At 58.2% G+C, this 22068-nt stretch carries 22 protein-coding genes; 2 read left to right on the top strand and 20 right to left on the bottom strand.

Annotated features, from left to right (window positions below; translation table 11 throughout):
* Positions 1–6: 6 nt before the first annotated feature.
* From C3B54_RS04940 to C3B54_RS04915, 6 genes are all read right to left on the bottom strand, one after another.
* The gene (locus C3B54_RS04940; RefSeq protein ID WP_281256230.1) at positions 7–441 is read right to left on the bottom strand and encodes a GNAT family N-acetyltransferase; all 435 of its coding nucleotides are present in this window, start codon (positions 439–441) and stop codon (positions 7–9) included.
* Positions 431–847, bottom strand: a complete 417-nt coding sequence (locus tag C3B54_RS04935) for a cytochrome c oxidase subunit 4 (RefSeq protein ID WP_104913509.1) — start codon at positions 845–847, stop codon at positions 431–433. The genes C3B54_RS04940 and C3B54_RS04935 overlap by 11 nt, the downstream gene beginning before the upstream one ends.
* 3 nt (positions 848–850) lie before the next feature.
* Positions 851–2566, bottom strand: a complete 1716-nt coding sequence (ctaD, locus tag C3B54_RS04930; protein WP_104913508.1) for an aa3-type cytochrome oxidase subunit I — start codon at positions 2564–2566, stop codon at positions 851–853.
* Between the two features lie 3 nt (positions 2567–2569).
* On the bottom strand, positions 2570–3430 hold the full coding sequence (gene ctaC, locus C3B54_RS04925; protein ID WP_245867796.1) for an aa3-type cytochrome oxidase subunit II: 861 nt from the start codon (positions 3428–3430) through the stop codon (positions 2570–2572).
* Between the two features lie 87 nt (positions 3431–3517).
* Positions 3518–3874, bottom strand: coding sequence for an iron-sulfur cluster insertion protein ErpA (gene erpA, locus C3B54_RS04920; protein ID WP_104913507.1), 357 nt, complete (start codon positions 3872–3874; stop codon positions 3518–3520).
* A 28-nt stretch (positions 3875–3902) separates the two neighbouring features.
* The gene (locus C3B54_RS04915; RefSeq protein ID WP_104913506.1) at positions 3903–5315 is read right to left on the bottom strand and encodes a M20/M25/M40 family metallo-hydrolase; all 1413 of its coding nucleotides are present in this window, start codon (positions 5313–5315) and stop codon (positions 3903–3905) included.
* Between the two features lie 42 nt (positions 5316–5357).
* Here C3B54_RS04915 and C3B54_RS04910 point away from each other — a divergent pair, with 42 nt between their 5' ends.
* Positions 5358–5900 (top strand): DUF3043 domain-containing protein, encoded by a 543-nt coding sequence (locus tag C3B54_RS04910; protein WP_245867793.1) that lies wholly within the window; start codon positions 5358–5360, stop codon positions 5898–5900.
* Here the strand turns inward: C3B54_RS04910 and C3B54_RS04905 are convergent.
* From C3B54_RS04905 to hisD, 3 genes are read right to left on the bottom strand one after another with little or no spacing between them, the layout of a single operon-like run.
* The gene (locus tag C3B54_RS04905) at positions 5897–6922 is read right to left on the bottom strand and encodes a quinone-dependent dihydroorotate dehydrogenase (protein ID WP_104913504.1); all 1026 of its coding nucleotides are present in this window, start codon (positions 6920–6922) and stop codon (positions 5897–5899) included. The genes C3B54_RS04910 and C3B54_RS04905 overlap by 4 nt on opposite strands.
* Positions 6923–7441: a transcriptional regulator NrdR gene (gene nrdR / locus C3B54_RS04900; RefSeq protein ID WP_104913503.1), complete on the bottom strand. Its 519-nt coding sequence runs from the start codon at positions 7439–7441 to the stop codon at positions 6923–6925.
* Positions 7442–7444: 3 nt separating this feature from the next.
* The gene (gene hisD / locus C3B54_RS04895; RefSeq protein ID WP_104913502.1) at positions 7445–8761 is read right to left on the bottom strand and encodes a histidinol dehydrogenase; all 1317 of its coding nucleotides are present in this window, start codon (positions 8759–8761) and stop codon (positions 7445–7447) included.
* Between the two features lie 63 nt (positions 8762–8824).
* On the opposite strand from hisD, the gene C3B54_RS04890 reads away from it, so the two are divergent.
* Positions 8825–9334: a flavin reductase family protein gene (locus C3B54_RS04890; protein ID WP_104913501.1), complete on the top strand. Its 510-nt coding sequence runs from the start codon at positions 8825–8827 to the stop codon at positions 9332–9334.
* Here C3B54_RS04890 and dnaE read toward each other — a convergent pair.
* From dnaE to C3B54_RS04835, 11 genes are all read right to left on the bottom strand, one after another.
* The gene (gene dnaE, locus C3B54_RS04885; RefSeq protein WP_104913500.1) at positions 9310–12885 is read right to left on the bottom strand and encodes a DNA polymerase III subunit alpha; all 3576 of its coding nucleotides are present in this window, start codon (positions 12883–12885) and stop codon (positions 9310–9312) included. The genes C3B54_RS04890 and dnaE overlap by 25 nt on opposite strands.
* 73 nt (positions 12886–12958) lie before the next feature.
* Positions 12959–13897, bottom strand: coding sequence for an RluA family pseudouridine synthase (locus tag C3B54_RS04880; protein WP_104913499.1), 939 nt, complete (start codon positions 13895–13897; stop codon positions 12959–12961).
* A complete protein-coding gene (locus tag C3B54_RS04875; protein WP_104913498.1) occupies positions 13898–14503 on the bottom strand; it encodes a DivIVA domain-containing protein in 606 nt (201 codons plus the stop codon).
* Positions 14504–14613: 110 nt separating this feature from the next.
* Positions 14614–14904, bottom strand: coding sequence for a YggT family protein (locus C3B54_RS04870; protein WP_104913497.1), 291 nt, complete (start codon positions 14902–14904; stop codon positions 14614–14616).
* Between the two features lie 41 nt (positions 14905–14945).
* The gene (locus C3B54_RS04865) at positions 14946–15389 is read right to left on the bottom strand and encodes a cell division protein SepF (RefSeq protein ID WP_104913496.1); all 444 of its coding nucleotides are present in this window, start codon (positions 15387–15389) and stop codon (positions 14946–14948) included.
* 36 nt (positions 15390–15425) lie between these two features.
* On the bottom strand, positions 15426–16103 hold the full coding sequence (locus C3B54_RS04860; RefSeq protein WP_104913495.1) for a YggS family pyridoxal phosphate-dependent enzyme: 678 nt from the start codon (positions 16101–16103) through the stop codon (positions 15426–15428).
* 5 nt (positions 16104–16108) lie between these two features.
* Complete coding sequence (ftsZ, locus tag C3B54_RS04855; protein ID WP_104913494.1) at positions 16109–17248, bottom strand: cell division protein FtsZ; 1140 nt, start codon at positions 17246–17248, stop codon at positions 16109–16111.
* A 135-nt stretch (positions 17249–17383) separates the two neighbouring features.
* Positions 17384–18262 carry an FtsQ-type POTRA domain-containing protein gene (locus C3B54_RS04850; protein WP_158665546.1) on the bottom strand — a complete coding sequence of 293 codons (879 nt, stop codon included), beginning with the start codon at positions 18260–18262 and terminating at the stop codon, positions 17384–17386.
* A 29-nt stretch (positions 18263–18291) separates the two neighbouring features.
* Positions 18292–19752 carry a UDP-N-acetylmuramate--L-alanine ligase gene (murC, locus tag C3B54_RS04845; RefSeq protein ID WP_104913492.1) on the bottom strand — a complete coding sequence of 487 codons (1461 nt, stop codon included), beginning with the start codon at positions 19750–19752 and terminating at the stop codon, positions 18292–18294.
* Positions 19752–20831 (bottom strand): undecaprenyldiphospho-muramoylpentapeptide beta-N-acetylglucosaminyltransferase, encoded by a 1080-nt coding sequence (murG, locus tag C3B54_RS04840; RefSeq protein ID WP_158665545.1) that lies wholly within the window; start codon positions 20829–20831, stop codon positions 19752–19754. Before murG ends, murC begins: the two co-directional genes overlap by 1 nt.
* Positions 20828–22057, bottom strand: coding sequence for an FtsW/RodA/SpoVE family cell cycle protein (locus C3B54_RS04835; RefSeq protein ID WP_104913490.1), 1230 nt, complete (start codon positions 22055–22057; stop codon positions 20828–20830). The genes murG and C3B54_RS04835 overlap by 4 nt, the downstream gene beginning before the upstream one ends.
* Positions 22058–22068 lie beyond the last annotated feature (11 nt).

Here is a 22068-nt window from a genome sequence, read left to right as displayed (position 1 = left end):
GAGGCCCTAGAACAACCGGCGCATATATTCGGCCTGCTGGCTATAGCCCAGCCGGTCATAGAAACCACCAGCACGCCTGGCCGCAACAGTCAGCTGGGTCACACCGCGCGCTTCACACTCTGCCTCGACTGCCCTCACCAGGGCAGTTCCGACACCAGAAACTCTGGACTCCTCATCGACCACAATTTCCTGCAACTGCGCCGACGGGCCGTTGGAGTAAAGCAGCGGTGAAATGGTGGTCAAACAGTATCCGACGACAACTCCCCCCGCCTCCGCCACGTGCACAAGGGTGCGGTCTTCGTCAGCGAGCACAACGTTGAACGTCTCGGTAAACCTGGCCGGCTGAACCTCAAAGACGTGGTCCAATTTCCGCACGAGTTCTAAGACCCGATCGTGATCAGACAGGGCTGCCCTGCGAATGTTTATCGCCTCAGCGGGCAAAATATCCCCGGTAATACTCGAAGGTCCAACCGACGAGTCCAATCAGCACCAGTGGCACAGCGTAAAGAGCGACCCAGACACCTACCGCCAAGCCAATAATCGCCATCCCCGCGCCAGCCGCTAGGAAGATGGGCCACCAACTCCAGGGGCTGAAAAAGCCCAGTTCAGCCTCGCCGTCGTCAATTTCTGCGTCGAGGCGGTCTTCTGGTAGCTCGCCACCCTGGTTTTTCTTTGCAACTTGGAGGAAGAAGGCGATGAACACTGTCAGCGCACCACTCAACGCAATAGCGAGGGTGCCCACCCACTCCACTTCGCCCGTGTCAATGACAGCCCACACCGTGTAGACCGCAGCGAGGACGGCGAAGTAGGCGGTGAGAATCCACAGCAGAACAATGTTGGTCTTCACGAACTAGCTCTCCGACTTCACGTTGTCAGCTTTTCTGGAACTCCCCACCGCCAAGGGCAAATCCAATTCGGGGTGGTTCAAATCAAATGCCGGCGACTCGGAGCGAATCCGGGGAATAGAGGTGAAGTTGTGTCGAGGTGGCGGGCAACTAGTTGCCCACTCCAGTGAACGGCCATAACCCCACGGATCATTCACGGTCACCTTCTGACCCTTACGCGCAGTGAGATACACGTTCAAGAAGAACGGAATCATGGACAGCGCAAGGACCACGGAGCCGATGGTGGAAAGCTGGTTCATCCAGGTGAAGCCGTCTTCTTCCATGTAGGTGGCGTAGCGACGGGGCATTCCCATCACACCCAACCAGTGCTGGATAAGGAAGGTCATGTGGAAGCCGATAAAGAGTAGCCAGAACTGAATGTGGCCGAGGGACTCGTTCAGCATCTTCCCGGTGAACTTTGGCCACCAGAAGAAGAAGCCGGCGAACATGGCGAACACCACGGTGCCGAACACCACGTAGTGGAAGTGGGCGACCACAAAGTAGGAGTCTGAGGTGTGGAAGGTGAGCGGCGGGGAGGCGAGAATCACACCAGTCAGTCCACCAAAGACGAAGGACACCAAGAAGCCCAAGGCGTACACAATGGGAGTTTCAAATGTGACAGATCCCCGCCACATAGTCCCGATCCAGTTGAATATCTTCACTCCCGTTGGTACCGCAATGAGCATTGTCATTAGGGCGAAGAACGGCAACAACACGGAACCCGTCACATACATGTGGTGGGCCCAGACCGTCATTGACAAAGCGGCAATGGCAATTGTCGCGTACACCAGTGTCTTATAGCCGAAGATGGGTTTCCGGCTGAAGACGGGGAAAATCTCTGACACGATTCCGAAAAATGGCAGAGCGATGATGTAAACCTCGGGGTGGCCGAAGAACCAGAAGAGGTGCTGCCACAAGATCGCCCCACCGTTCGCCGCATCATAAACATGGGAACCGAACACGCGGTCGCTTCCGAGAGCCAGCATCGCCGCGGCCAACACGGGGAAGGCAAGCAACACCAGAATCGAGGTGACCAGTGTGTTCCAGGTGAAGATTGGCATGCGCCACATGGTCATGCCGGGTACACGCATTGTGATGATGGTGGTGATGAAGTTCACCGCACCCAAAATCGTTCCGAAACCACTGAGCCCCAGACCAAATACCCAGAGATTCCCCCCTAGACCCGGTGTGAACGTTTGACTAGACAGCGGCGTGTAGGCAAACCAACCAAATGACGCGGCACCCTGCGGGGTTAAGAATCCCGCTACCGCGATCAAAGAGCCGAAGCTAAAGAGCCAGTAGGCAAAAGCGTTCAAACGGGGGAAGGCCACATCGGGCGAACCAATTTGCAGAGGCATCAAGACGTTCGCAAAACCGGCGAACAGTGGCGTGGCAAACATCAGCAGCATGATGGTGCCGTGCATGGTGAACAGCTGGTTGTACTGCTCTTTGGTCGCCACGATCTCGAGACCTGGAGCGAAAAGCTGTGCACGAATCACCAGGGCCATCACACCACCGAGGAGGAAGTAGATGAACGAGGTAATGAGGTACAGGTAGCCCACCTTCTTGTGGTCGGTGGTGGTGAGCCACTCCACAAAGAGGTTTCCGCGTTTGGCGACGCGAGCGTTGCTCAGTCCTTCGGGAATGTCCGTGACGTCTGGACGTGGGGCCGTCTGGGTCATGGCTTAGCGCTCCTCTGCGGTGGCGGTGGTACCGGGAAGGTTCTGTAACACGTTGTACTCGGGTCCAAGGCGACCGGTGTTCCCCTGCTGACGTAGCGCTTGAATCTGCCGGTCATATTCTTCTTGGCTCACCACGTGAACCTCGAAGAGCATTAAGGAGTGGTATTCGCCACAGAGCTCGGCACATTTACCGCGGTAGACACCCTCCTGCTGGGGAATGAAGTACCAGTAGTTCGTACGAGCCGGAATCATGTCTTTTTTGTAGAGGAAGTCGACAATCCAGAAGGAGTGGATGACATCCCGCGACTCAATGGTGATTTCTACCTTTTGATCGACCGGCAGGTACAGCTTCGGCAGGCTTTCGGCGTCAATGGGCCCTTCAGGGAGCTCCTGGGCCTGAATGCCGGAGTAATAAACCTCTTCGTTGAGATAGTTAAAGTCCCAGGCCCAACGCTTTCCAAACACCTCAACGCGCACATCCGGGTCTGGCAGCGGTTCTTCGATGATTGCCTGGTCGCGGGCCGTAAACGCGAAGAATCCGAGAACCAGAATCAGCGGGACAACCGTGTAGAACGTTTCAATGGGCATGTTGTAGCGCAGCTGGGCGGGAGTACCGGTCTGACCCTTTCGACGGCGATACACCACGGCCGCCCAGATAATGAGGATCCAGGTGATTACTCCCACCACGAGCAGAACAATCCATGACACAACCCACAGGTCGATCACACGGTCTGTCTGGTTGGTCAAACCACGCTCAGTGGGCAACCAACCCAACGCGGCCTGCGATGTACACCCTGTAAGGACAAGCGCCAGACCCACCAAAATAGCTGCGGCCCTGGTGGACCTCGAGCGAAGCTTGCTCACGGCTCTCCTCAATATCTGTCAACTGCCCCTAGTTTACGACACGCCCACTACTACTCCGGTGCCACCAGAGCGGGTTTTTCCTGGAACTTAGCTGAAACTATCTCCGCAAGCGCAGCTGCCACCCGCATTGGGGTTATCAATCGTGAACCCCTGCTTTTGAATGGTGTCTTCAAAGTCGACGACCGCACCATCCAGGTAGGCGGTCGACATTTTGTCGACAATAACTTCCACGCCGTCAAAATCGGCGACAACGTCGTCTTCCATGAGACGCTCATCGAAAAACAGCTGGTAAATCAAACCAGAGCAGCCACCGGGTTGAACGGCGACACGAAGGCGCAAATCATCGCGTCCCTCCTGGTCAATCAGCGAGCGAACTTTGTTCGCCGCGGTATCGGTCAGCGTGACACCGTGCGTTTGGGTCTTTTCGTCAATTGACTGAGTCATCGTTCACACCTTTCGTCTGTGCCTCAGTTTAGCGCGGGTTCGTGGTGGCATCCTGGACGCGACTCTCCTCCATACGAGCCAAAAACAGTGCTTCACCGAGCGCCGCCCGCTCCAACATGGCCAGATCAACTGATTCGTCAATGCCATGGGCCGCCGATTGCCGATCCTCCACTCCAGTGACCGCAATGGGAACCCCCGGAAAACGCTGGGCAAGATGGGCCACAAAGGGAATCGTCCCGCCTACACCCTGGTACTCAACCGGGTTGCCAAAAGCCTCACCCAGACAGCCAGCTAATTCACTCAACAGCGGGTGGTCTGGTGTTTGGTCAAAACCTTCCCCTGCTTCTCCATCCAAAAACTCCATCACGACACCGGTGGGCAGATGATCCTGCAGATGGGTTTCCAACGCCTCTCGGGCCTTGATGGCATCGACATTGGGAGGAATGCGCAGACTGAGTCGAGCAGAAGCCTCAGGCAACAAAGTGTTCGATGCGTCACGAACCGCAGGGACATCCATGCCGGTGATGGTGAGGGCTGGTTCCCGCCAGAGCCTGCCAGAAAGCTCACCACTCCCCCACAACTCAATCCCAGGCAGAAGTCCTGCTTCTTCCCGGAAAGTGTCCTCAGACAGTTTCGTTAACGCACCGCTCGACACGCCAGAGAGCCCCTCAATCGCGACAGCCCCGGTGTCGTCGTAACAGGTGCCCAGTAGCCGCACCAACACACCTAAGGCATCAGGTGTCGGACCGCCAAAGAGCCCTGAGTGCCGCGCACCGGTCAGAGTTTTCAGCCGAACCGTCACACCCAACACCCCTCGAAGGCTTGTGGTCAGTGCAGGCCTATCGGGAGCAGGGTTATCCGAATCAGCCACCACGATGACGTCAGAAGCCAACGTGTCCGCATACATCTCCAACAACGTGGCAAACGTGGGTGAGCCACTTTCTTCCTCACCCTCGATAAACACCACAACGCCGAGACCCGGCGTCTCACCACAGTGTGATGTCAGTGCCTTAAGGGCGCTGTAGTGGGTGACGATGCCCGCTCCGTCATCGGCACTACCGCGTCCGTAAAGGCGACCTTCTCGTGTAGTCGCCACGAACGGCGGACTTGTCCATGAGTGTTCACCCCCCGTGGGTTGGACGTCGTGGTGTGCGTAGAGCAACACGGTGGGAAAGCCGGGCGCCGGCTCTTTTCTCGCCAACAAGGCGGGCGCGCCGTCAGGTGCACTGACGATCTCAATCCTGTTCCACGCAAGCAGCGGGGCAAAAAGTTCCTTAACAGTTTCTGCCGATTGGCTCAGCACCTTAGGGTCACTGCCCGGCTTCGACAGGGAAGGAATAGAAATCAGCTGTGCCAACACCGCCTGACTGTCGGGTTGAGCATCAGAGACAACATCTCTTAGCTGTGTGAGAAGTTCCTGCCGGTTACTGTTCACGCTCATGCCGGTAATCTAATGGCCAGAGATAACAGGAGAGTGGCAGACGTGAGCGAGACCGACAACACACACGCAGACGGCGAGACCGTCGGCAAAGGGCGCCCCACCCCCAGACGCAAAGACCGCGAGGCGGAATCGAGGCGACCCCTGGTCTCAAACAACCGCAAGGAGCGCAAGGCGCGGCAACGCGAGCAGCGAGACCGCGCCAGAGACGGCATGGCTCGTGGTGACGAGCGTTACCTGCCCGTTCGCGATAAGGGACCCCAGAAGAAATGGGTTCGAGATTTCGTCGACGCTCGGTGGAACTTTGGTGAGTTTTTGATCCCGATGATGTTTGCCGTCATTATCGCCACCTTCCTTCCCTCTCTCGAGGCTCAGGTGATTTCCATCATCGTGCTGTGGGGCTTTTTTGCGCTCGCGATTATTGACGCATTTTGGTTGGGCCGCCAGGTGAGACGAGGTTTAGGCGCCAAATACGGCCCCGAGAATGTGGAAAAGGGTGTCCGCTGGTACGCGGCGATGCGAGCGTTGCAAATGCGTGGACTGCGTCTGCCTAAGGCCCAAGTGGCTCGCGGCGAGCGACCCAGCTAGCCCATCTGCTCCAACAGTTCACGGATAATGTGCCGGGCAACAAACGGCCCCCGGTAGACAAAAGACGTATAGGCCTGCACGAGATCCGCCCCTGCATTCAACCGGGAGAACATCTGGGCACCCGTACTGACACCGCCCACCGAGATTAAGCAGGGCCCCTCACCGAGGGCTTTTCTTGCCACCGTCAACACCTGCTCGGAGCGAGCCGCCAGAGGTGCGCCGGATAATCCGCCGTCACCCATGGCATTAATTCGGGCGGCTGACGTGGACAATCCCTCCCGAGTCACCGTGGTGTTGGTCGCGACAAGACCCGCCAACCCCCTCTGCGTGACCAACCCAGCGATATCGGCAATTTCTTCATCAGGTGAGTCCGGCGATACTTTCACCAACACTGGCGTATCACCGGCTTCTTGCTGAACCACTCCTAGGAGGTTGTCGAGCACTGCTGGGTCTTGCAACGCCCGCAGACCAGGTGTGTTGGGGGAACTGACGTTTACCACAAGGTAGTCAGCGACGGGCGCCAGTTTTTCGGCCAATATGCCGTAGTCGTCCTCGGCGTGCTCCAGCGGAGTGTCGCGGTTTTTCCCGATGTTCACCCCAATGACAGGGCGGCGGTTATGTGCTCGGGCCCGCTGGAGGTTTTCCCGCATTGCCGCGACACCGTGGTTATTGAAACCCATCCGGTTCACGAGTGCCTGATCAGCTGGTAGGCGAAATAGTCGCGGGCTGGGGTTTCCAGGTTGCGGCCGGGGTGTGACCGTTCCGACTTCGACGTGGCCAAAACCGACTGCGCCCAATCCCGCAATAACTTCTGCGTCCTTATCGAAACCGGCGGCGAGCCCAAAAGGGTGGGCAAAATCAAGGCCCATGACGCGCCGAGGTAATCGGGGGTCCTCGATATTTCGACTCTCAAGAAGCTGCCGAATACCGGGGAGGCCACACGCTTTGAGTACTGCAACCCCAGCATGGTGAGTAAATTCTGGGTCTAACCGTCGAAGAAGGCGAAACAACGCGGGATACACCTAGGAGGCTCCTTCCGCTGACCCGGCATCCTTCTGAGATTTGTGAGAAGCACTGTTGTGTTCGCGGTCCGCGTCGGATGCTGCCCGTAGTGCAGCAATCGCGCCGTCGAAGTCGTCCAAACTGTCAAAGGCCTGGTACACCGAGGCAAAACGCAGATAGGCGACCTCATCAAGCTCGCGAAGGGGTTCGAGGATGCTCAAACCGATGTCGTTGGCGTCAATTTGGCTCACGCCGGTTTGCCGAATTGCCTCTTCCACCCGCTGGGCAAGCTGCGCCAGGTCACCGTCGGTCACTGGCCGACCCTGGCACGCTTTTTTCACTCCGGCGGCGATTTTTTCCCGCGAGAAGGGTTCGCTCACTCCACTTCGCTTCACCACGGTGAGGCTGGCGGTTTCTATCGTGCTAAATCGGCGCCCACATTCCGGGCATTCCCGACGTCGCCGGATGGACACACCATCATCGCTGGTGCGCGAATCGATCACACGTGAGTCGGGGTGGCGACAAAAGGGGCAAAACATCTCCTAGTCCTCCTCAGTGAGAAAGCGCGCTTCTACCGCTTCGGCGTGAGCGGGAAGGTTTTCGGCGCGAGCAAATATTCCCAAGGGTTCGGAAATCTCTTTCAGCGCATCGTGGCTGTAGTGAACGATTTGCTGCGGTCGCAAAAACGTGAGAGCCGAAAGGCCCGACTGGAATGTGGCTCGACCACCAGTGGGTAGTACGTGGTTTGACCCTGCGAGGTAGTCCCCCGCACTCACGGGAGTGTCCGAACCAACGAAAATGGCTCCCGCGTGTCGAATACGCGAAGCAACATCCAGGGCCTTCTCGGTGAGAATTTCGAGGTGCTCTGGCGCCAGCGCATCACTCACCACTACTGCCTGGGCCACCGTGTCGACGACGATGATGGCGGACTGTTGTCCGGCAAGAGCCATCTGGGCCCTCTCACTGTGGAGCGTGGCCTTCGCTCGGCGCTCAACATCGCCCAGCACCCGCTGGGCTAGGTCCCAATCGGTGGTGATCAACACCGCTTGGGCGAGCTCATCGTGTTCGGCCTGGCTCACTAAATCCGCAGCAACAATGTCGGCTGAGGCCCCAGAATCGGCAATCACCACAATCTCAGTGGGGCCCGCTTCAGAATCAATTCCGACCTGACCTTTGACCAGCCGTTTGGCTGAGGCAACATATCGGTTACCGGGTCCCGTAATCACGGACACCGGGTCGAGACCAATGTCCACAACACCGTAGGCGAGAGCGCCTACGGCACCGGCCCCACCCATCTGGTACAACTCATCAATGTCCAGTAAGGCCGCTGTGGCAAGAATCGTGGGGTGAATCTGTGCCTCGAAATCGGGTTGTGGTGGGGATGCGAGAGCAATCGATGACACCCCAGCCGCTTGGGCTGCCACCACATTCATGACCACGCTGGAGGGATACACAGCCTTCCCTCCAGGCACGTATACCCCCGCCCGACTGACGGGCACAAAACGCTGAGTAATCACTGCTCCCGGAGCCACTTCCACACTCTTAGACTCCGGCACCTGCAACGCGCTGGCCAGGCGAACACGATCAATACCAATCTCAATCGCGTGGCGCAGTTGCGGATCCAGAGTGTTGAGCGCCGTCTTAGCCGTTCCGGGATCGAGGCGAACGCTACTGGGCGCTACACCGTCAAAACGGGCAGATTGTTCCAACAGCGCTTCGCTACCGCGCTCGCGCACCTTATTAATAAGCTCCGTGGCGGCCTCAGAGACATCCAAGTCTGAGGCATTCAGCCGTGGGAGATCCGTCTCAAACGATCTGTCGTCGAGTGCACGGCCTCGCCAATCAAGCATCCTGATCATGCCCCCATGTTAGGCGCCATGGTGTGAAAGGAGCGCCCAGGGCTCGGGCGTAAGCTAACGGTGATGACTTCTCCACTTGATTACCAGACCAGCCCGTCCGCCCGAGAGAGTTTCTTGGAAGTGTTTCGCCGACACGGTGCCGGCGTATCCATCATTACTCTGCTCAAACCCTCCGGCGAACCCACCGGTTTTACCGCCACATCTTTGTCCTCGCTGTCATTACTACCTCCTCGTGCCAGCTTCAACATGTCCATCATGGCCAGTAGCTGGTCCGCAATTTCTGCAAGCGACTCGCTGCTTATTCACACCCTCTCTCATGAAGGCCACAGTCTGGCCACACAATTCAGCGGCGACGCATCCAGCCGCTTTGAGGGAATCGAACTGCTCGAGGGCCCTGAAGGGCTTCCGCTTGTTCCTGGCGCCTCGGGGTATCTTCACGCCAAGATTGTTGATCGCCACACGGTGGGTGACGCCGCCATGGTCGCGGTCGAAATTCTTGGTGGTGGACTGGGGGTCGACGGTGGTGCCCTGGTCTACCAACATCAGGACTACCGGGTCGCGGCCGACCTCTGATTAGCGTCCTCTGGTGAACCAGTCTTGTCCGGCTGGTAAATACAGTCCTTTCCAAGGACACCCTTCAGCTCAGCAATGAGGTTGGCGGTGACGTCCACCCGCTTGGGGAGGGCAAACATGCGGGCAGCGTGCGAGGTCACGAGCCGAATTCTCACGTCATAGTTTCCCGGGTGTGACTCCAAAATGCGATCCAACTGGGTGAGCACTTCTGCCGTCGCAAAGTATTCGGGAACAGCCAACGTGAGCGGCCCACTCCAACGCGCTTCAGCGCGGGATTGAATATCTAACGCTTTGGCCTGTTGGGCATGGAGTGTCACTTGGTCGTCTCGACGCTGCACCCTCCCCCGCAGTCCCACAATGTTGTCTGGTTGCAACAGGCCTTGGTGTTCTTGGTAGCTCTTGCCGAGGAACATCACCTGGATTTCGCCGCTGAAATCTTCAAGGGACACCTGGGCGTAGGGATTACCACTGGCCCTGGCCACTTTATGGTTCGCTTGGGTGAGCAGGCCGGCAATGGTCACCACCGTGCCGTCCTCAATGTCGCTTTCCAATAATTGCGCAACCGTCATTTCGGCGTGCTCCGCCAGACCCAATTCGAGGCCAGCCAGCGGGTGGTCTGACACGTAAAGGCCCAGCATGTCCCGCTCCAAGGAGAGAAGCTCGCGCTTTGGCCACTCCGGCAAATTAATGATTTTTGGGCTCGGAGCGCCGTCTGAACTGTCTAAGAGCGCGTCAAAGTCGAACCCTACGTCGCCGTGTTCCGCAGCCTTTTTGGTGCGCACCGCCTGGTCCACGACGCTTTCGTGGATTTCCGAGAGTGATCGTCTGGTGTTTCCCAGCTGATCAAAGGCTCCCGCCTTAATCAGTGAATCGACGGTGCGGCGGTTGAGTGCTTGAAGCGACACTTTGTGCACAAAGTCGTGGAAGTCAGAAAAGCTCCCCTTGTCGTCTCTGGCCTGCTTAATATGCGCCACTACAGATGCACCGACGTTTCGCACAGCGCCCAGTCCGAACCGGATGGAACCATCGACAGCGGAGAAGTTCACTTCTGACTCGTTGACATCGGGAGGTAAGACCGCGATTTTCATGCGGCGACACTCGTTCAGGTAAATCGCAGACTTATCTTTGTCATCGCTCACACTGGTCAACAACGCCGCCATATATTCCGCCGGGTAGTGGGCTTTGAGGTAGCCCGTCCAGTAGGACACAACCCCGTAGGCCGCGGAGTGCGCCTTATTAAACGCGTAGTCCGAAAACGGCAGCAAGATGTCCCAGAGTGTGTCAATCGCGTCATCGGAATAGCCGTTGTCGCGCATGCCGCCCTGAAACGCCTCAAACTGAATATCCAGTTCTTCTTTTTTCTTCTTACCCATTGCGCGCCTGAGCAAGTCGGCTTGAGCCAATGTGTAACCGGCGAGCTTTTGGGCGATTTCCATCACCTGCTCCTGGTACACAATCAGGCCGTAGGTTTCACCCAAAATGCCATCGAGGGCTTCAGCGAGTTCCGGATGCAGCGGGGTGATGTCTTGAACCCCATTTTTTCGAAGGGCGTAGTTGGTGTGGGAATCAGCACCCATTGGTCCTGGTCGATACAGTGCGAGAACAGCCGAAATATCGGCGAAGCGTTCGGGGCGCAGCAGCCGCAGCAGGCTACGCATGGGCCCACCATCAAGCTGAAACACTCCCAACGTGTCCCCTCTTGAGAGCAGTTCATAGGTGGGCCGATCATCCAAGCTCAGTACTTCTAAGACGGGGCGCTGACCGTGGCTTTTTTCGATGTTGTCCAGGGCGTCGTCGATAATCGTGAGGTTTCGAAGCGCCAGAAAGTCCATTTTCACCAGACCGAGGGCTTCACTGGTGGGGAAATCAAACTGGGTGACAATTTGGCCGTCTTGTTCCCGGCGCATAATCGGGATGATGTCTTCTAACGGGGAACGCGACATGATCACCCCCGCCGCATGCACCCCCCATTGGCGCTTCAGGTTTTCTAAACCTTTCGCGACGGCAAAGACACTGGCCGCATCGCGGTCTTGTTCGAGTAACGCCCGAAAGTCGGCTGCTTCTTTGTACCGCTCATGTTCCGGGTCGTTAATTCCCGAAAGTGTGATGTCTTTACCCATCACAGACGGGGGCATCGCCTTGGTGAGCTTCTCCCCCATCCCAAACGGGTAACCCAACACACGGGAGGCGTCTTTCAATGCCTGCTTGGCTTTAATCGTGCCGAAGGTCACAATCTGTGCGACGCGATCTTCACCGTATTTGTCCGTCACGTAGCGAATGACTTCACCGCGACGGCGCTCATCGAAATCCACATCAAAGTCGGGCATGGACACACGATCGGGGTTCAGAAACCGCTCAAAAATCAAGCCGTGTTCGATCGGGTCGAGCTCGGTGATGCGCATCGCGTAAGCCGCCATTGAGCCTGCACCAGATCCGCGGCCCGGCCCCACACGAATCCCGTGGTCTTTTGCCCACGTGATGAAGTCCGCAACGACGAGGAAGTAGCTGGGGAATCCCATCTGGATGATGACATCCATTTCGTATTCCGCGCGACGCATTGACTCTTCGGGGACCCCGTCGGGGTATCGCTCGTCGAGGCCGGTGAGCACAGCACGCCGGAATGCGTCTGCTTCGTTATCGCCCGCCTCGACAGCCCATTTGGGCATGTAGTTGGCCGATTCATCAAAGTCCACCGACACACGCTCGGCAATGAGCAGAGTGTTGTCACACGCTTCTGGGATGTCAGAAAACAGCTCACGCATTTCGGCTGCCGACTTGATGTAGAAGTCTTGGGAATCAAATTTGAACCGTTTGGGGTCATCCAGTGTTGAGCCCGATTGGACACACAGCAGAGCTTCATGGGCGGTGGCGTCTGCGGCGTGGGTGTAGTGAGAATCGTTGGTCGCGACCAGCGGTATCCCCAGTTCCTTCGCCAGACGCACCAGGTCAGTCATGACCTGCTTTTCAATCCCTAAGCCGTGGTCCATGACTTCGACGAAATAGTTTTCTTTCCCGAAGAGTTCCCGCATTTCACCGGCAACCCGCTTGGCCTCGTCATACTGTCCTAAACGCAGCCTGGTTTGCACCTCACCACTGGGACAACCCGTCGTCGCGATGATGCCTTGGTGGAGGGTTGACAACAGTTCGAGGTCCATCCGGGGTTTGAAGTAGTAGCCCTCCAACGACGCCTTAGAGGCCAACTTGAAGAGGTTATGCATTCCGGTGGTGTTCTCCGCCAACAGGGTGAGGTGGGTGTATGCACCCGCTCCTGAGACGTCATTTCCTCCGCCGTCGCCAAACGACACCCTCGTTTTGTCACTGCGGTGTGTTCCGGGAGTCAGATAACCCTCGAGGCCAATGATGGGGTTAATGCCGCGGTCTCTCGCGGCACGCCAAAACTCGTAAGCACCGAACATGTAGCCGTGATCGGTCATTGCCACAGCCGGCATGCCCTGCCTGGCCACCTCGTCCATCAGTTCGCCAATGCGCGCGGCTCCATCGAGCATCGAATACTCGGTATGGACGTGTAGGTGGGCGAACGAATCAGTCACGTAATCTCCGGCTCACTATTTCGACCTTTAGAGTATTGCTCTGCGGGCCCCGATTACTCAGCACACTCCGAAATCAGTCGGGGTCAAGCACCTGAAGGGCATGCGCGAGGTCCTCGGGGTATTCCGATTCAACCCGAAGCCGCTGAAGGGTGCCCGGGTGAACAAAGGACAGCACTTTTGCGTGCAACCACTGTCTGGTGAGACCGAGGCTGGCAGCAAAGCGCGGGTCGGCCCCATAGAGGGAATCACCGACTAACGGATGCCGTTCGGCTTGGAAATGGACGCGAATTTGGTGGGTCCGGCCCGTTTCAAGATGCACTTCGACCAGGGTGGCGCCGGGGAAGACTTCTAACGTGTCGTAGTGGGTGACGGCGTTCTTGCCGTCCCGCACTACCGCAAACCGCCACGATGAGGTCGGGTGTCTACCGACGGGCGCGTCAATCGTCCCCGAACTCGGTGACGGGTAACCCTGAACGAGTGCATGATAAATCTTCTCGACTTCGCGGTCGTGAAATGCGGCCTTGAGGGCCTGATAGGCCCGATCACTTCGGGCGAGCACCATCACGCCCGAAGTCCCTACATCGAGGCGGTGGACGACGCCTCTGCGGTCCTCAGGCCCCAAATCGGAGAGCGTAATGCCCGCTTTGTGCAGCGACGACAAAACGGTGGGGCCATCCCATCCTGGTGCGGGGTGAACCGCCAGTTCTGGCGGCTTATCAATGACCACCACATCGTCATCGATGTGGAGGACGGTGGGATCTGGACTTTCCGATGGCTGAAGGGGCACAGGTGGTAACGGGTAGGAAATATCGATCACCCAGCCCGCGTGGGCCGCTAAAGACTTCTTCACAGGACGACCTGCGCGGGTGACTGCCCCCTCGGCGATGAGCTCGTGAAGGCGCGAGCGGCTTAGGCCGGTGAGCTCCGCCAGGGCACCGTCAAGACGAGCTCCTGCATAGTCATCAGGGATGACGACCCGGGCAGGCTTCTCACCACCTCGGGTGACATCCACTTATTGGCTGGGGGTGTTGGGCGGCGGCGCAGCAACTGCGGACTGAGTCATGGATGATTCAACACCTGAATGTTCCAGGGTGGACAGTTGGCTTTCAATGAAGCCTCGCAGTCCCTGGCGATATTGACGCTCAAACTCACGAAGGCTATCCACTTTGGCTCCCAATGCATCGCGCTCTTGTTGGAAGACCGCCATCCGACGTTTTTGCTCTTCTTCGGCTTCGGCAACGATACGGGCGGCTTGAGCGTGACCTTCCGCAATGAGTTCATCTCGCTTATGGATACCTTCGCGCACGTGTTCTTCGTGGAGACGTCTCGCCAGTTGAAGGAGGTTGGTTGTCCCTTCAGCGTCGATGGGGTCATCCGCAGAGATGGTGGGAGCTTCAACGGAAGCGGCGGGTACTGGTGCGGGAGCACTTTGGACGCTCGCGGCGCGCTGTTTCGCCTCCTCAAGCTCCTTCTTTAGGCCCTCGTTTTCTTCAGTCAACCTACGCATTTCTACAACGACTTCATCCAGAAAGTCATCAACTTCGTCAGGGTCGTACCCCTCACGAAATTTTGTCGCCTGAAAGCGTTTGTTCACAATGTCTTCAGGAGTGAGTGCCATCTTTTCGTTCCTTACCCTCTGCGTGGACCCGGAGGCCTAGTAGCGTGTGGGTAGCATATTGAACGCCACCGCCGCCATCCTATCTCTGCCGTGATTTTTAGCGCGCCCGACTAGCGGAAACCCCCCACAATCGACATCGCTATCAGCGTTCCAATCATGAGTAGCGACCACCCGAGATCGATCGCTGCTCCCCCAATTCGAAGGGGTGGAATAACTTTTCGGACACTTCGAAGAGGCCGATCGGTCAACGAATAGCTGGCTTCGGCGAGAAAGAGGACCGGCCCCCGAGGCCGCCAACTTCTCGAAAAGACTTGAACCCAGTCCATGATGAATCGAACCCACATCGCAATAAAAAAGAGGTAAAGGGCGACATAAACCAGCCACGCAATTGCAGACACCATGGCCTCCATTATGGCCGTTACGCTCGAGAATCTACCGAGATTTAGTCGAGAAGAGCGTCGTCTGCAGAGTCATCGCTAGCCTCGCCCGAGACCTGCACGTGAGAGGGAGAGAGCAAGAAGACTTTGGGTGTGACCCGTTCGATGTGGCCGTAGAGGCCCTGGGTGAGCCCACTGGCAAAGTCCACCATGCGTCTGGCTTCCGATTCACTCATTTGTGTGACGTTCATCACGACGGGAATCCCGTCGCGGAACGTTTCGGCAATGAGTTTTGCGTCCTCATACTTCTTGGGGTGGACGGTCAAAATTTCGTTCACATCGGGCGCCTGGGATCCGCGTGCACGGCGCAGGGGCGTGACGGTGGCGCGCTGCGCGGGCTGCTGCTGCTGAGTGGGGTGGACGGCGGCAGGACGCTCTGACCACTCCTCGGAGGTGGACTCCTCAGCTAAACCGAGAAACTCCAAGGTTTTGCGCAATGGATTCGCCATGAGGCACCCTCTCTCTCTGTGTCGGGTAAGCCCAGGTTACGTCGCGGCTGGGCGTTTTCCGGTGATTGCCGTACCGATTCGAAGGTGTGTCGCACCAGCGGCAATTGCTTCCCGATAGTCACCAGACATTCCAATCGATAAACCGGTGGCGGAGGGAGCTAAGGCCAAGACCGTGTTGTGTAGCTGTCGAACCCGCGCAAAAGCGTCCACGGGCGGCTCGCCTTGGGGGGCCACAGCCATCACTCCCCGCAGGGTGATGGTCGGGGTGGACAGTATCTGCTCAGTGAGCGCCCCGAGGTCATCCGGGGACACTCCCCCGCGCCCAGGATCGCCAGTCAGGTTAATTTCGATGAATCCGTCAATGGAATGCTCCAGTGTGGCCAGTTTGGCCACGACACTCGATCGGTCGAGGGAATGTATCACTGAGCAGTAGTCGGCCACGGCCCGTGCTTTATTGGATTGCAGCTGGCCCACAAAATGCCAGGTGAGATCAAGGTCAGTCAGCTCGGCGTACTTCGCTGAAGCTTCTTGATGCCGCGACTCACCCACGTGCCGAACACCCGCAGCCTCAAGTTCACGCACGAGAGGCGCCGGGTGAAACTTTGTCACCACGACTGTCGTGATGTCGTCGGGGTCTCGACCGACCGCCTGTGACGCTTCCGCGATTTCGTCGGAAACGCGCCGCCAGCGATCGGTGACGCTCTCTGTGGCCACCGGGGTTAGCGCAAAAAGTCTGGGACGTCGAGGTCTTGATCGTCACTGTTTTCTGACGCAAATACGGGAGTGTGCTCCCTTTCAGGACGATCCGCGTCGGGTACCTGTGGGGCGGCATGGGATTCGATGAGCCATTGAGGGTCCGATTCGACACTGTTGTCGGCCGGGACGGTCTGTGTCGCTACAGGAACTTGTTTTTGACTTTCGGCGAATCCTGCAGCAATCACCGTCACGCGCACTTCGTCGCCTAGCGAGTCATCGATTACCGCACCGAAAATAATGTTGGCATCGGGGTGCACGGCTTCTTCGACCAGCTTCGCGGCGTCGTTGATTTCGTAGAGACCAAGATTTGACCCACCCTGAATGGAAATCAGCACACCTTGAGCTCCTTCGATACTTGTCTCGAGGAGGGGCGAGGCGATTGCCAGTTCGGCGGCTTTGATTGCTCGGTCCGCGCCGCGGGATGCACCGATTCCCATCAGTGCGGTGCCGGCATCTTGCATGACCGACTTGACGTCAGCAAAGTCGAGATTCCACAAACCAGGGGTGGTGATCAGGTCCGTAATTCCCTGCACACCGGCCAACAAAATGTGGTCAGCTGTCTCAAACGCTTGAATCATGCTGATGGTGGGATCACCCAATTCGAGAAGTCGGTCGTTGGGAACCACGATCAGGGTGTCTACTTCGTCGCGAAGGGCTTCAACACCCACTTCCGCTTGGGCTTGGCGGCGTTTTCCTTCAAAACTAAAGGGCTTGGTGACCACCCCGACGGTGAGAGCGCCCGTGGCTTTCGCGATGCGAGCGACTACCGGTGCTCCACCGGTTCCGGTTCCGCCGCCTTCGCCGGCGGTGACAAAGACCATGTTGGCTCCGGTGACAGCTTGTTCAATTTCTTCCGCGTGGTCTTCGGCAGCCCGGCGACCGATTTCTGGGTCAGCGCCCGCGCCGAGGCCCCTGGTCAGTTCGCGCCCGATGTCGAGCTTCACGTCAGCATCGGACATCAAGAGCGCTTGGGCGTCAGTGTTGATGGCGATGAACTCGACACCTCGAAGGCCTCGCTCGATCATGCGGTTCACGGCATTGACACCACCGCCGCCCACTCCAACGACTTTGATTACTGCGAGATAGTTGTGTTGACCGGTCACCCGGCACCCCCCTCGACAAAACCTTCAACCTATACTTTAAGATGAGAGTTTTATTCACTTTCGGACGTCTCCCACGCTAGAGCCTCAGGGCGTATCGGCCCGAGAGGTGCAGGGCGTGTCGTGCCAGCGGAACTATTACCCCGCAGGAACCTCACCGGGAGTGACAGTGTCGCTGCCTTCTACCGGCTCCTCTAACGGCGTCGGTGTGGGAAACGGCGATTCGATGTCGCGAATCACGACAGTGTCAGGCGTTGATAGGTCAATTAGCTGGGGACCAAACTCCCCCGCCGCCCGAAGGGCCGCGGGTAACACACGAGCTTTTTCCCTCGAAAGTTCACTACTGCCCCACAACACCCGATGTGGCGAATCACGCAAGGTGAACGCCACCGTATCCGCACTCGAGGCACTCACTCGATCGATCCGCGACAGCACGTCCGAAGGAATGACCGCCAGCGCCTCACCAATGGCCTGAAACCCACGAGATTCGGGCCGTGCAGGAACACAAATAAGGGGGAACTCTACAGGCAACACTTCAGACTCAAAGAGCACCACTGCGGCACGGTCCACTACGGCAAACCCGCCAGGGCTTCGAACCACCCCGATGGGTGTACGCTCCACGACGCTCACCACAAGAGTGCTCGGAAGCTCAATACGGGTGTCCACCGATTGCACAAGCGGAAGATCTGAGAGTAAACCTGCCACATCCGCCGGGCTCACCCGGGCCAACTGTTGACCGCCCAGAGGCTCCAGAGCGGACACGACGGTGTCGGTAGCGAGCCGTTCAGTACCTAAGACCCTCACCGTGTTGAGGGCAAGCAGAGGCGACGACGTCACAATCACGGTAAGTACTGCAATAAGGAGCACACCACCAATTCCCGCAGTGAAGGCTAAGCGTCGCTGACGGGTGGCCGTGGTGAACCGCCGGTATTCCCGGCGTTCCGCTCTCTTTCGCTCCCGGGCGGCCTGACGCTCGGCGCGCGTGCCCGAGGATGTTGATGCAGAACCCTTCCTCACAGCTGTGCCCCTGGGGGCCCCACCTGCCACTACTGGCCCACCACCGACGGGCCGGTTTCCTCGTCGCCGGAGTTGTCTTCGAATACGTCAACGGCCCGTTCGTGTACTTTCCGAAGCTGCTTGAGCAACCGAGGCACAATTTGATACAGGTCGCCGGTGCTCATCGTCACAATGACGTCTCCCGGCTGCGCTCGAGAAACGGCCAGATCAACTGCCCGATCCCAATCTGGCTCAAAGTCGTAAGACACCGCGGGTCCCAACCGATCCAGAATCATCTGAGTCGTGACGCCCTCGATGGGGTCCTCTCGGGAACCAAAAATGTCCAGAAAAATCGTGTGGTCGCTTCCGTGTCGAAAGGCCTCTGCCAGCTCGGCAGACATCAACTGGGTGCGACTAAACAGGTGGGGCTGAAACATCGTAATCACCTCACCCTGACCGGCAACGGTTTGAGCAATATCCAACGCTGTTGCCACTTCAGTGGGGTGGTGGGCGTGATCGTCGAATACCCTGATTCCGCCGATCTCACCGTGGAATTGGAAACGGCGATCGGCACCGGTAAAGCCAGACACACCCCGCGCCGCGTCGTCAAGAGACCAACCTGCCAGGAGGAGAACCCCGATTACTCCGGTGGCGTTGAGGGCGTTTAGCTCACCGGGCACAGCCAACTCAAAAGACGCACTCTGGGTGCCAAAAGTCACCACTGCCCGGGCATACGGTGCCACCGTGACGTCACTGAGTCGGAGTGCTGCGTCCGGGTGGGTCCCGTAGGTGAGGACCTCCCGAGGGGCAAGGCGTCCCACCAACGCCCTCGCGCCGTCATCATCCAAACAGACCACCGCGTCGGTGGCGCTTAGGACAAACTCATCAAAGGCAGCAAAGACCGCTTCCCTAGAGCCGTAAAAATCTAAATGGTCTGCCGCAACGTTCGTCACCAGCGCGATGCGCGGGTGATAGATCAAGAAGGATGCATCCGACTCATCAGCCTCCAGCACACACCACGACGAACTCCCCGCCCTGGCAGACACCCCCCACTGGCTGATCACTCCGCCGTTGACCGCCGTAATGTCCTCGCCGAGGCGTTCCATCGCGGTCGCGAGAATCGCAGTGGAGGTGGTTTTACCGTGCGAGCCTCCCACCGCAATGGTGTCTAAACCGCGGGCAATAAAGCGTAGAGCGTCTGCCCGGTGCAGGACAGTGATGCCCCGTTCGCGGGCTCGAACCATTTCCGGATGATTGTCACGCACCGCATAGGTAGATATCACCGTGTCCGCCTGGTCCACAAAACCCGAATCCTCACCAATGAACACGGTGATCCCACTCGCGGCAAGCGACTCGGTAACTTCTGACGCGGCCCGGTCGGTGCCGCTGACCATATGGCCGCGCTCGTGCAACACCCGAGCAATACCGCTCATTCCGGAGCCACCAATTCCGACCATGTGAACGCGACCCAATTCGTCGGGCAGCCAACCATCAGCACGCGGGCGCAACATCAGCTGTCGTCCTTTCTCCGAGCGCCAGCCTGTAAGGCCCAGCGCGCAACAATTTCCGCTCCGTCTCGATTGGCGGTCTGCTCCATCGCGGCCGCCATCGACGCGATTCGTTCACGGTCATCCAACAGTGGTAACAACACCGAGCGCACCCATTCCGCGGTGAACTCAGGCGTACTGACCTGAAGGGCAGCACCCGCTGACACCGCAAAGGCGGCGTTGTGTTCCTGTTCACCGTTTCCCACGTGGTACGGCACAAAAATGGCGGGAAGACCCACAACGCCCAACTCCGCCACAGTGTTGGCACCCGCTCGAGAAATTACCAGGTCGGCCGCAGCAAGCGCGAGGTCCATCCGGTTGGTATACGCAACCTGCACTACCCCGGTAGGTGGTGCGTCTGGTGCATCGTGGCCAGGACCGCGCAGGTGCAGGACCTGCCAGCCCTTCGCCACAATGTCTCCGGTGACCCTATCGAGCGTCTCGTTGATGGTTCGGGCACCTGAAGACCCCCCGGTCACTAATAGAACAGGAGTACCGGGGCGCAAACCAAAATGTTTCCGCGCCTGAGTGCCCAGCGCCAGACGATCCAGGGTGAGCACCTGCCGGCGAAGAGGCATCCCCACCACCTCTGCGTGGGGCAGCGGTGTGCCGGGAAAACACACTCCTACCCAGTGGGTAAGTCTGGCTCCGAGGCGGTTGGCAAGCCCCGGAATCGCGTTCGCTTCGTGAATGACCAAAGGGATACGAAGCGACCAGGCAGCCAGGTAGGCCGGGGCTGCCGTATACCCACCAAACCCCACCACAACATCGACCGCTGCCTGTTTGAGTGCCCGCCTGACGGCCAAGAAGGCCTTTACCCAACGAAGCGGAAACGCCAGTGCCGCCCCATTGATTTTCCTCGGGAAGGGCAGCTTCGGAATGCGGTAAATGATGGGAACACTTTGAGGCACCAGCTCATCTTCACGACCCCCGAGAGTGCCTATCACCACGCACCGCGCACTGCCGCCGAGCTGCTCAGCGACTGCAAGAAGAGGAGAAATATGCCCGGCAGTCCCACCACCGGTCAGGGCAATAGTAATCACCGTGCCGGTGCTTCCATAGAACCACCGGGTTGCCACACCGGAGTGACACGACTGTTGCGATTCACCGCCATCACCACGCCGATGCCCAACAGCGTCGAGAGCAGGGCTGAACCTCCGACAGAGATGAATGGTAGTGGAACCCCGAGCACCGGAAGATACTCCAAGACCACGGCAATGTTGACAAGAGCCTGACCCACAATCCAAATCATCACGCCCGCAGTGACCAGTCGGGCAAAAGGGTCAGGGCTTCGTTGAACTAAGCGGACCATGGCAATGGCTAACACCGTGAAACTGATAATCACCAGGCTTGCTCCCACGAGCCCCAACTCTTCGCCGATCACCGCGAAAATATAGTCGGTATCTGCCTCGGGTAACCACGACCATTTCGCGCGTGAGTTACCCAAACCCACCCCCAATACTCCCCCAGAGCCCAGGGCCATCGTCCCCTGCATGGGCTGCCAGCACTGGTAGAGGAATTCGTCTTCAGTACAACCGGAGAGCCACACCGTGACACGCTCCAGGCGGTAGGGGGCAAACAAAGCCATCACGCCCGCCACACCAGCCGTGGCGCCCACGACAGCACCCAACAGCGACAACCGAACCCCGGCCACGAAGAACACACCGAGGACAATCAGGGCCATCACCCCCATCGTCCCCAAGTCCTGACCGAAAAGGACGAAACTGAGTGCCAAGACCACACCCTGAATCAACGGGCGCCTCAGCGCCTGAGGGCTACGAATGTAGTCAACCCGGTCGGCCAAAATGTGTGCCATCCAGACGATTAGGGCAAGTTTTAAAAACTCAGAGGGCTGACCCTGGAGTCCGCCAATCGATAGCCAGTTGGTGTTTCCTCCTGAGGTGATACCCAAGGGGGTGAACACCACGAGGCCCTGCAGAATCAAACCAATGAGTAGCAAGGTGGGCGCCAGTGCTCGAAGAGCTTGGGGGCGCCAGGTGGAGAGAATGAACATCAGCGGGAGGCCGAGCATCGCCCAAATTACTTGCCGGGTGAACACCCCAAGGAATCCTTGACCCCCAGTTTGTGCCGTGACAAACGAAGAGGAAAGCACCATGACCAGCCCGAAAAGGACAAGAAAAAGGACCATCGCAACCATCACGACAAATTGGGGGGTTTCTGCACGAAATAGGCGCCGCACGGATACCAGAGCGCGGGGGCTTGCCGAAGGGGAGCGAGTGCCAGTGACTGTGTCCGCAGCAGAGGCCATTGACTACACCT

The organism is Pontimonas salivibrio (assembly GCF_002950575.1).
Lineage (GTDB): Bacteria > Actinomycetota > Actinomycetes > Actinomycetales > Microbacteriaceae > Pontimonas > Pontimonas salivibrio.
The sequence above is the reverse complement of the archived record's forward strand: the minus strand, read 5'-3'. Positions and strand labels throughout refer to the sequence as shown.

Bases quoted from the DNA above. Each gene is read 5' to 3' on its own strand.
- hisD (WP_104913502.1), bottom strand. From the start codon at position 8,761: ATGATCAGGATGCTTGATTGGCGAGGCCGTGCACTCGACGACAGATCG.
- erpA (WP_104913507.1), bottom strand. From the start codon at position 3,874: ATGACTCAGTCAATTGACGAAAAGACCCAAACGCACGGTGTCACGCTG.
- C3B54_RS04875 (WP_104913498.1), bottom strand. From the start codon at position 14,503: ATGGCACTCACTCCTGAAGACATTGTGAACAAACGCTTTCAGGCGACA.
- C3B54_RS04890 (WP_104913501.1), top strand. From the start codon at position 8,825: ATGACTTCTCCACTTGATTACCAGACCAGCCCGTCCGCCCGAGAGAGT.
- nrdR (WP_104913503.1), bottom strand. From the start codon at position 7,441: ATGTTTTGCCCCTTTTGTCGCCACCCCGACTCACGTGTGATCGATTCG.
- C3B54_RS04835 (WP_104913490.1), bottom strand. From the start codon at position 22,057: ATGGCCTCTGCTGCGGACACAGTCACTGGCACTCGCTCCCCTTCGGCA.
- C3B54_RS04865 (WP_104913496.1), bottom strand. From the start codon at position 15,389: ATGGCGAATCCATTGCGCAAAACCTTGGAGTTTCTCGGTTTAGCTGAG.
- murC (WP_104913492.1), bottom strand. From the start codon at position 19,752: ATGTTGCGCCCGCGTGCTGATGGTTGGCTGCCCGACGAATTGGGTCGC.
- C3B54_RS04870 (WP_104913497.1), bottom strand. From the start codon at position 14,904: ATGGTGTCTGCAATTGCGTGGCTGGTTTATGTCGCCCTTTACCTCTTT.
- C3B54_RS04915 (WP_104913506.1), bottom strand. From the start codon at position 5,315: ATGAGCGTGAACAGTAACCGGCAGGAACTTCTCACACAGCTAAGAGAT.
- ctaD (WP_104913508.1), bottom strand. From the start codon at position 2,566: ATGACCCAGACGGCCCCACGTCCAGACGTCACGGACATTCCCGAAGGA.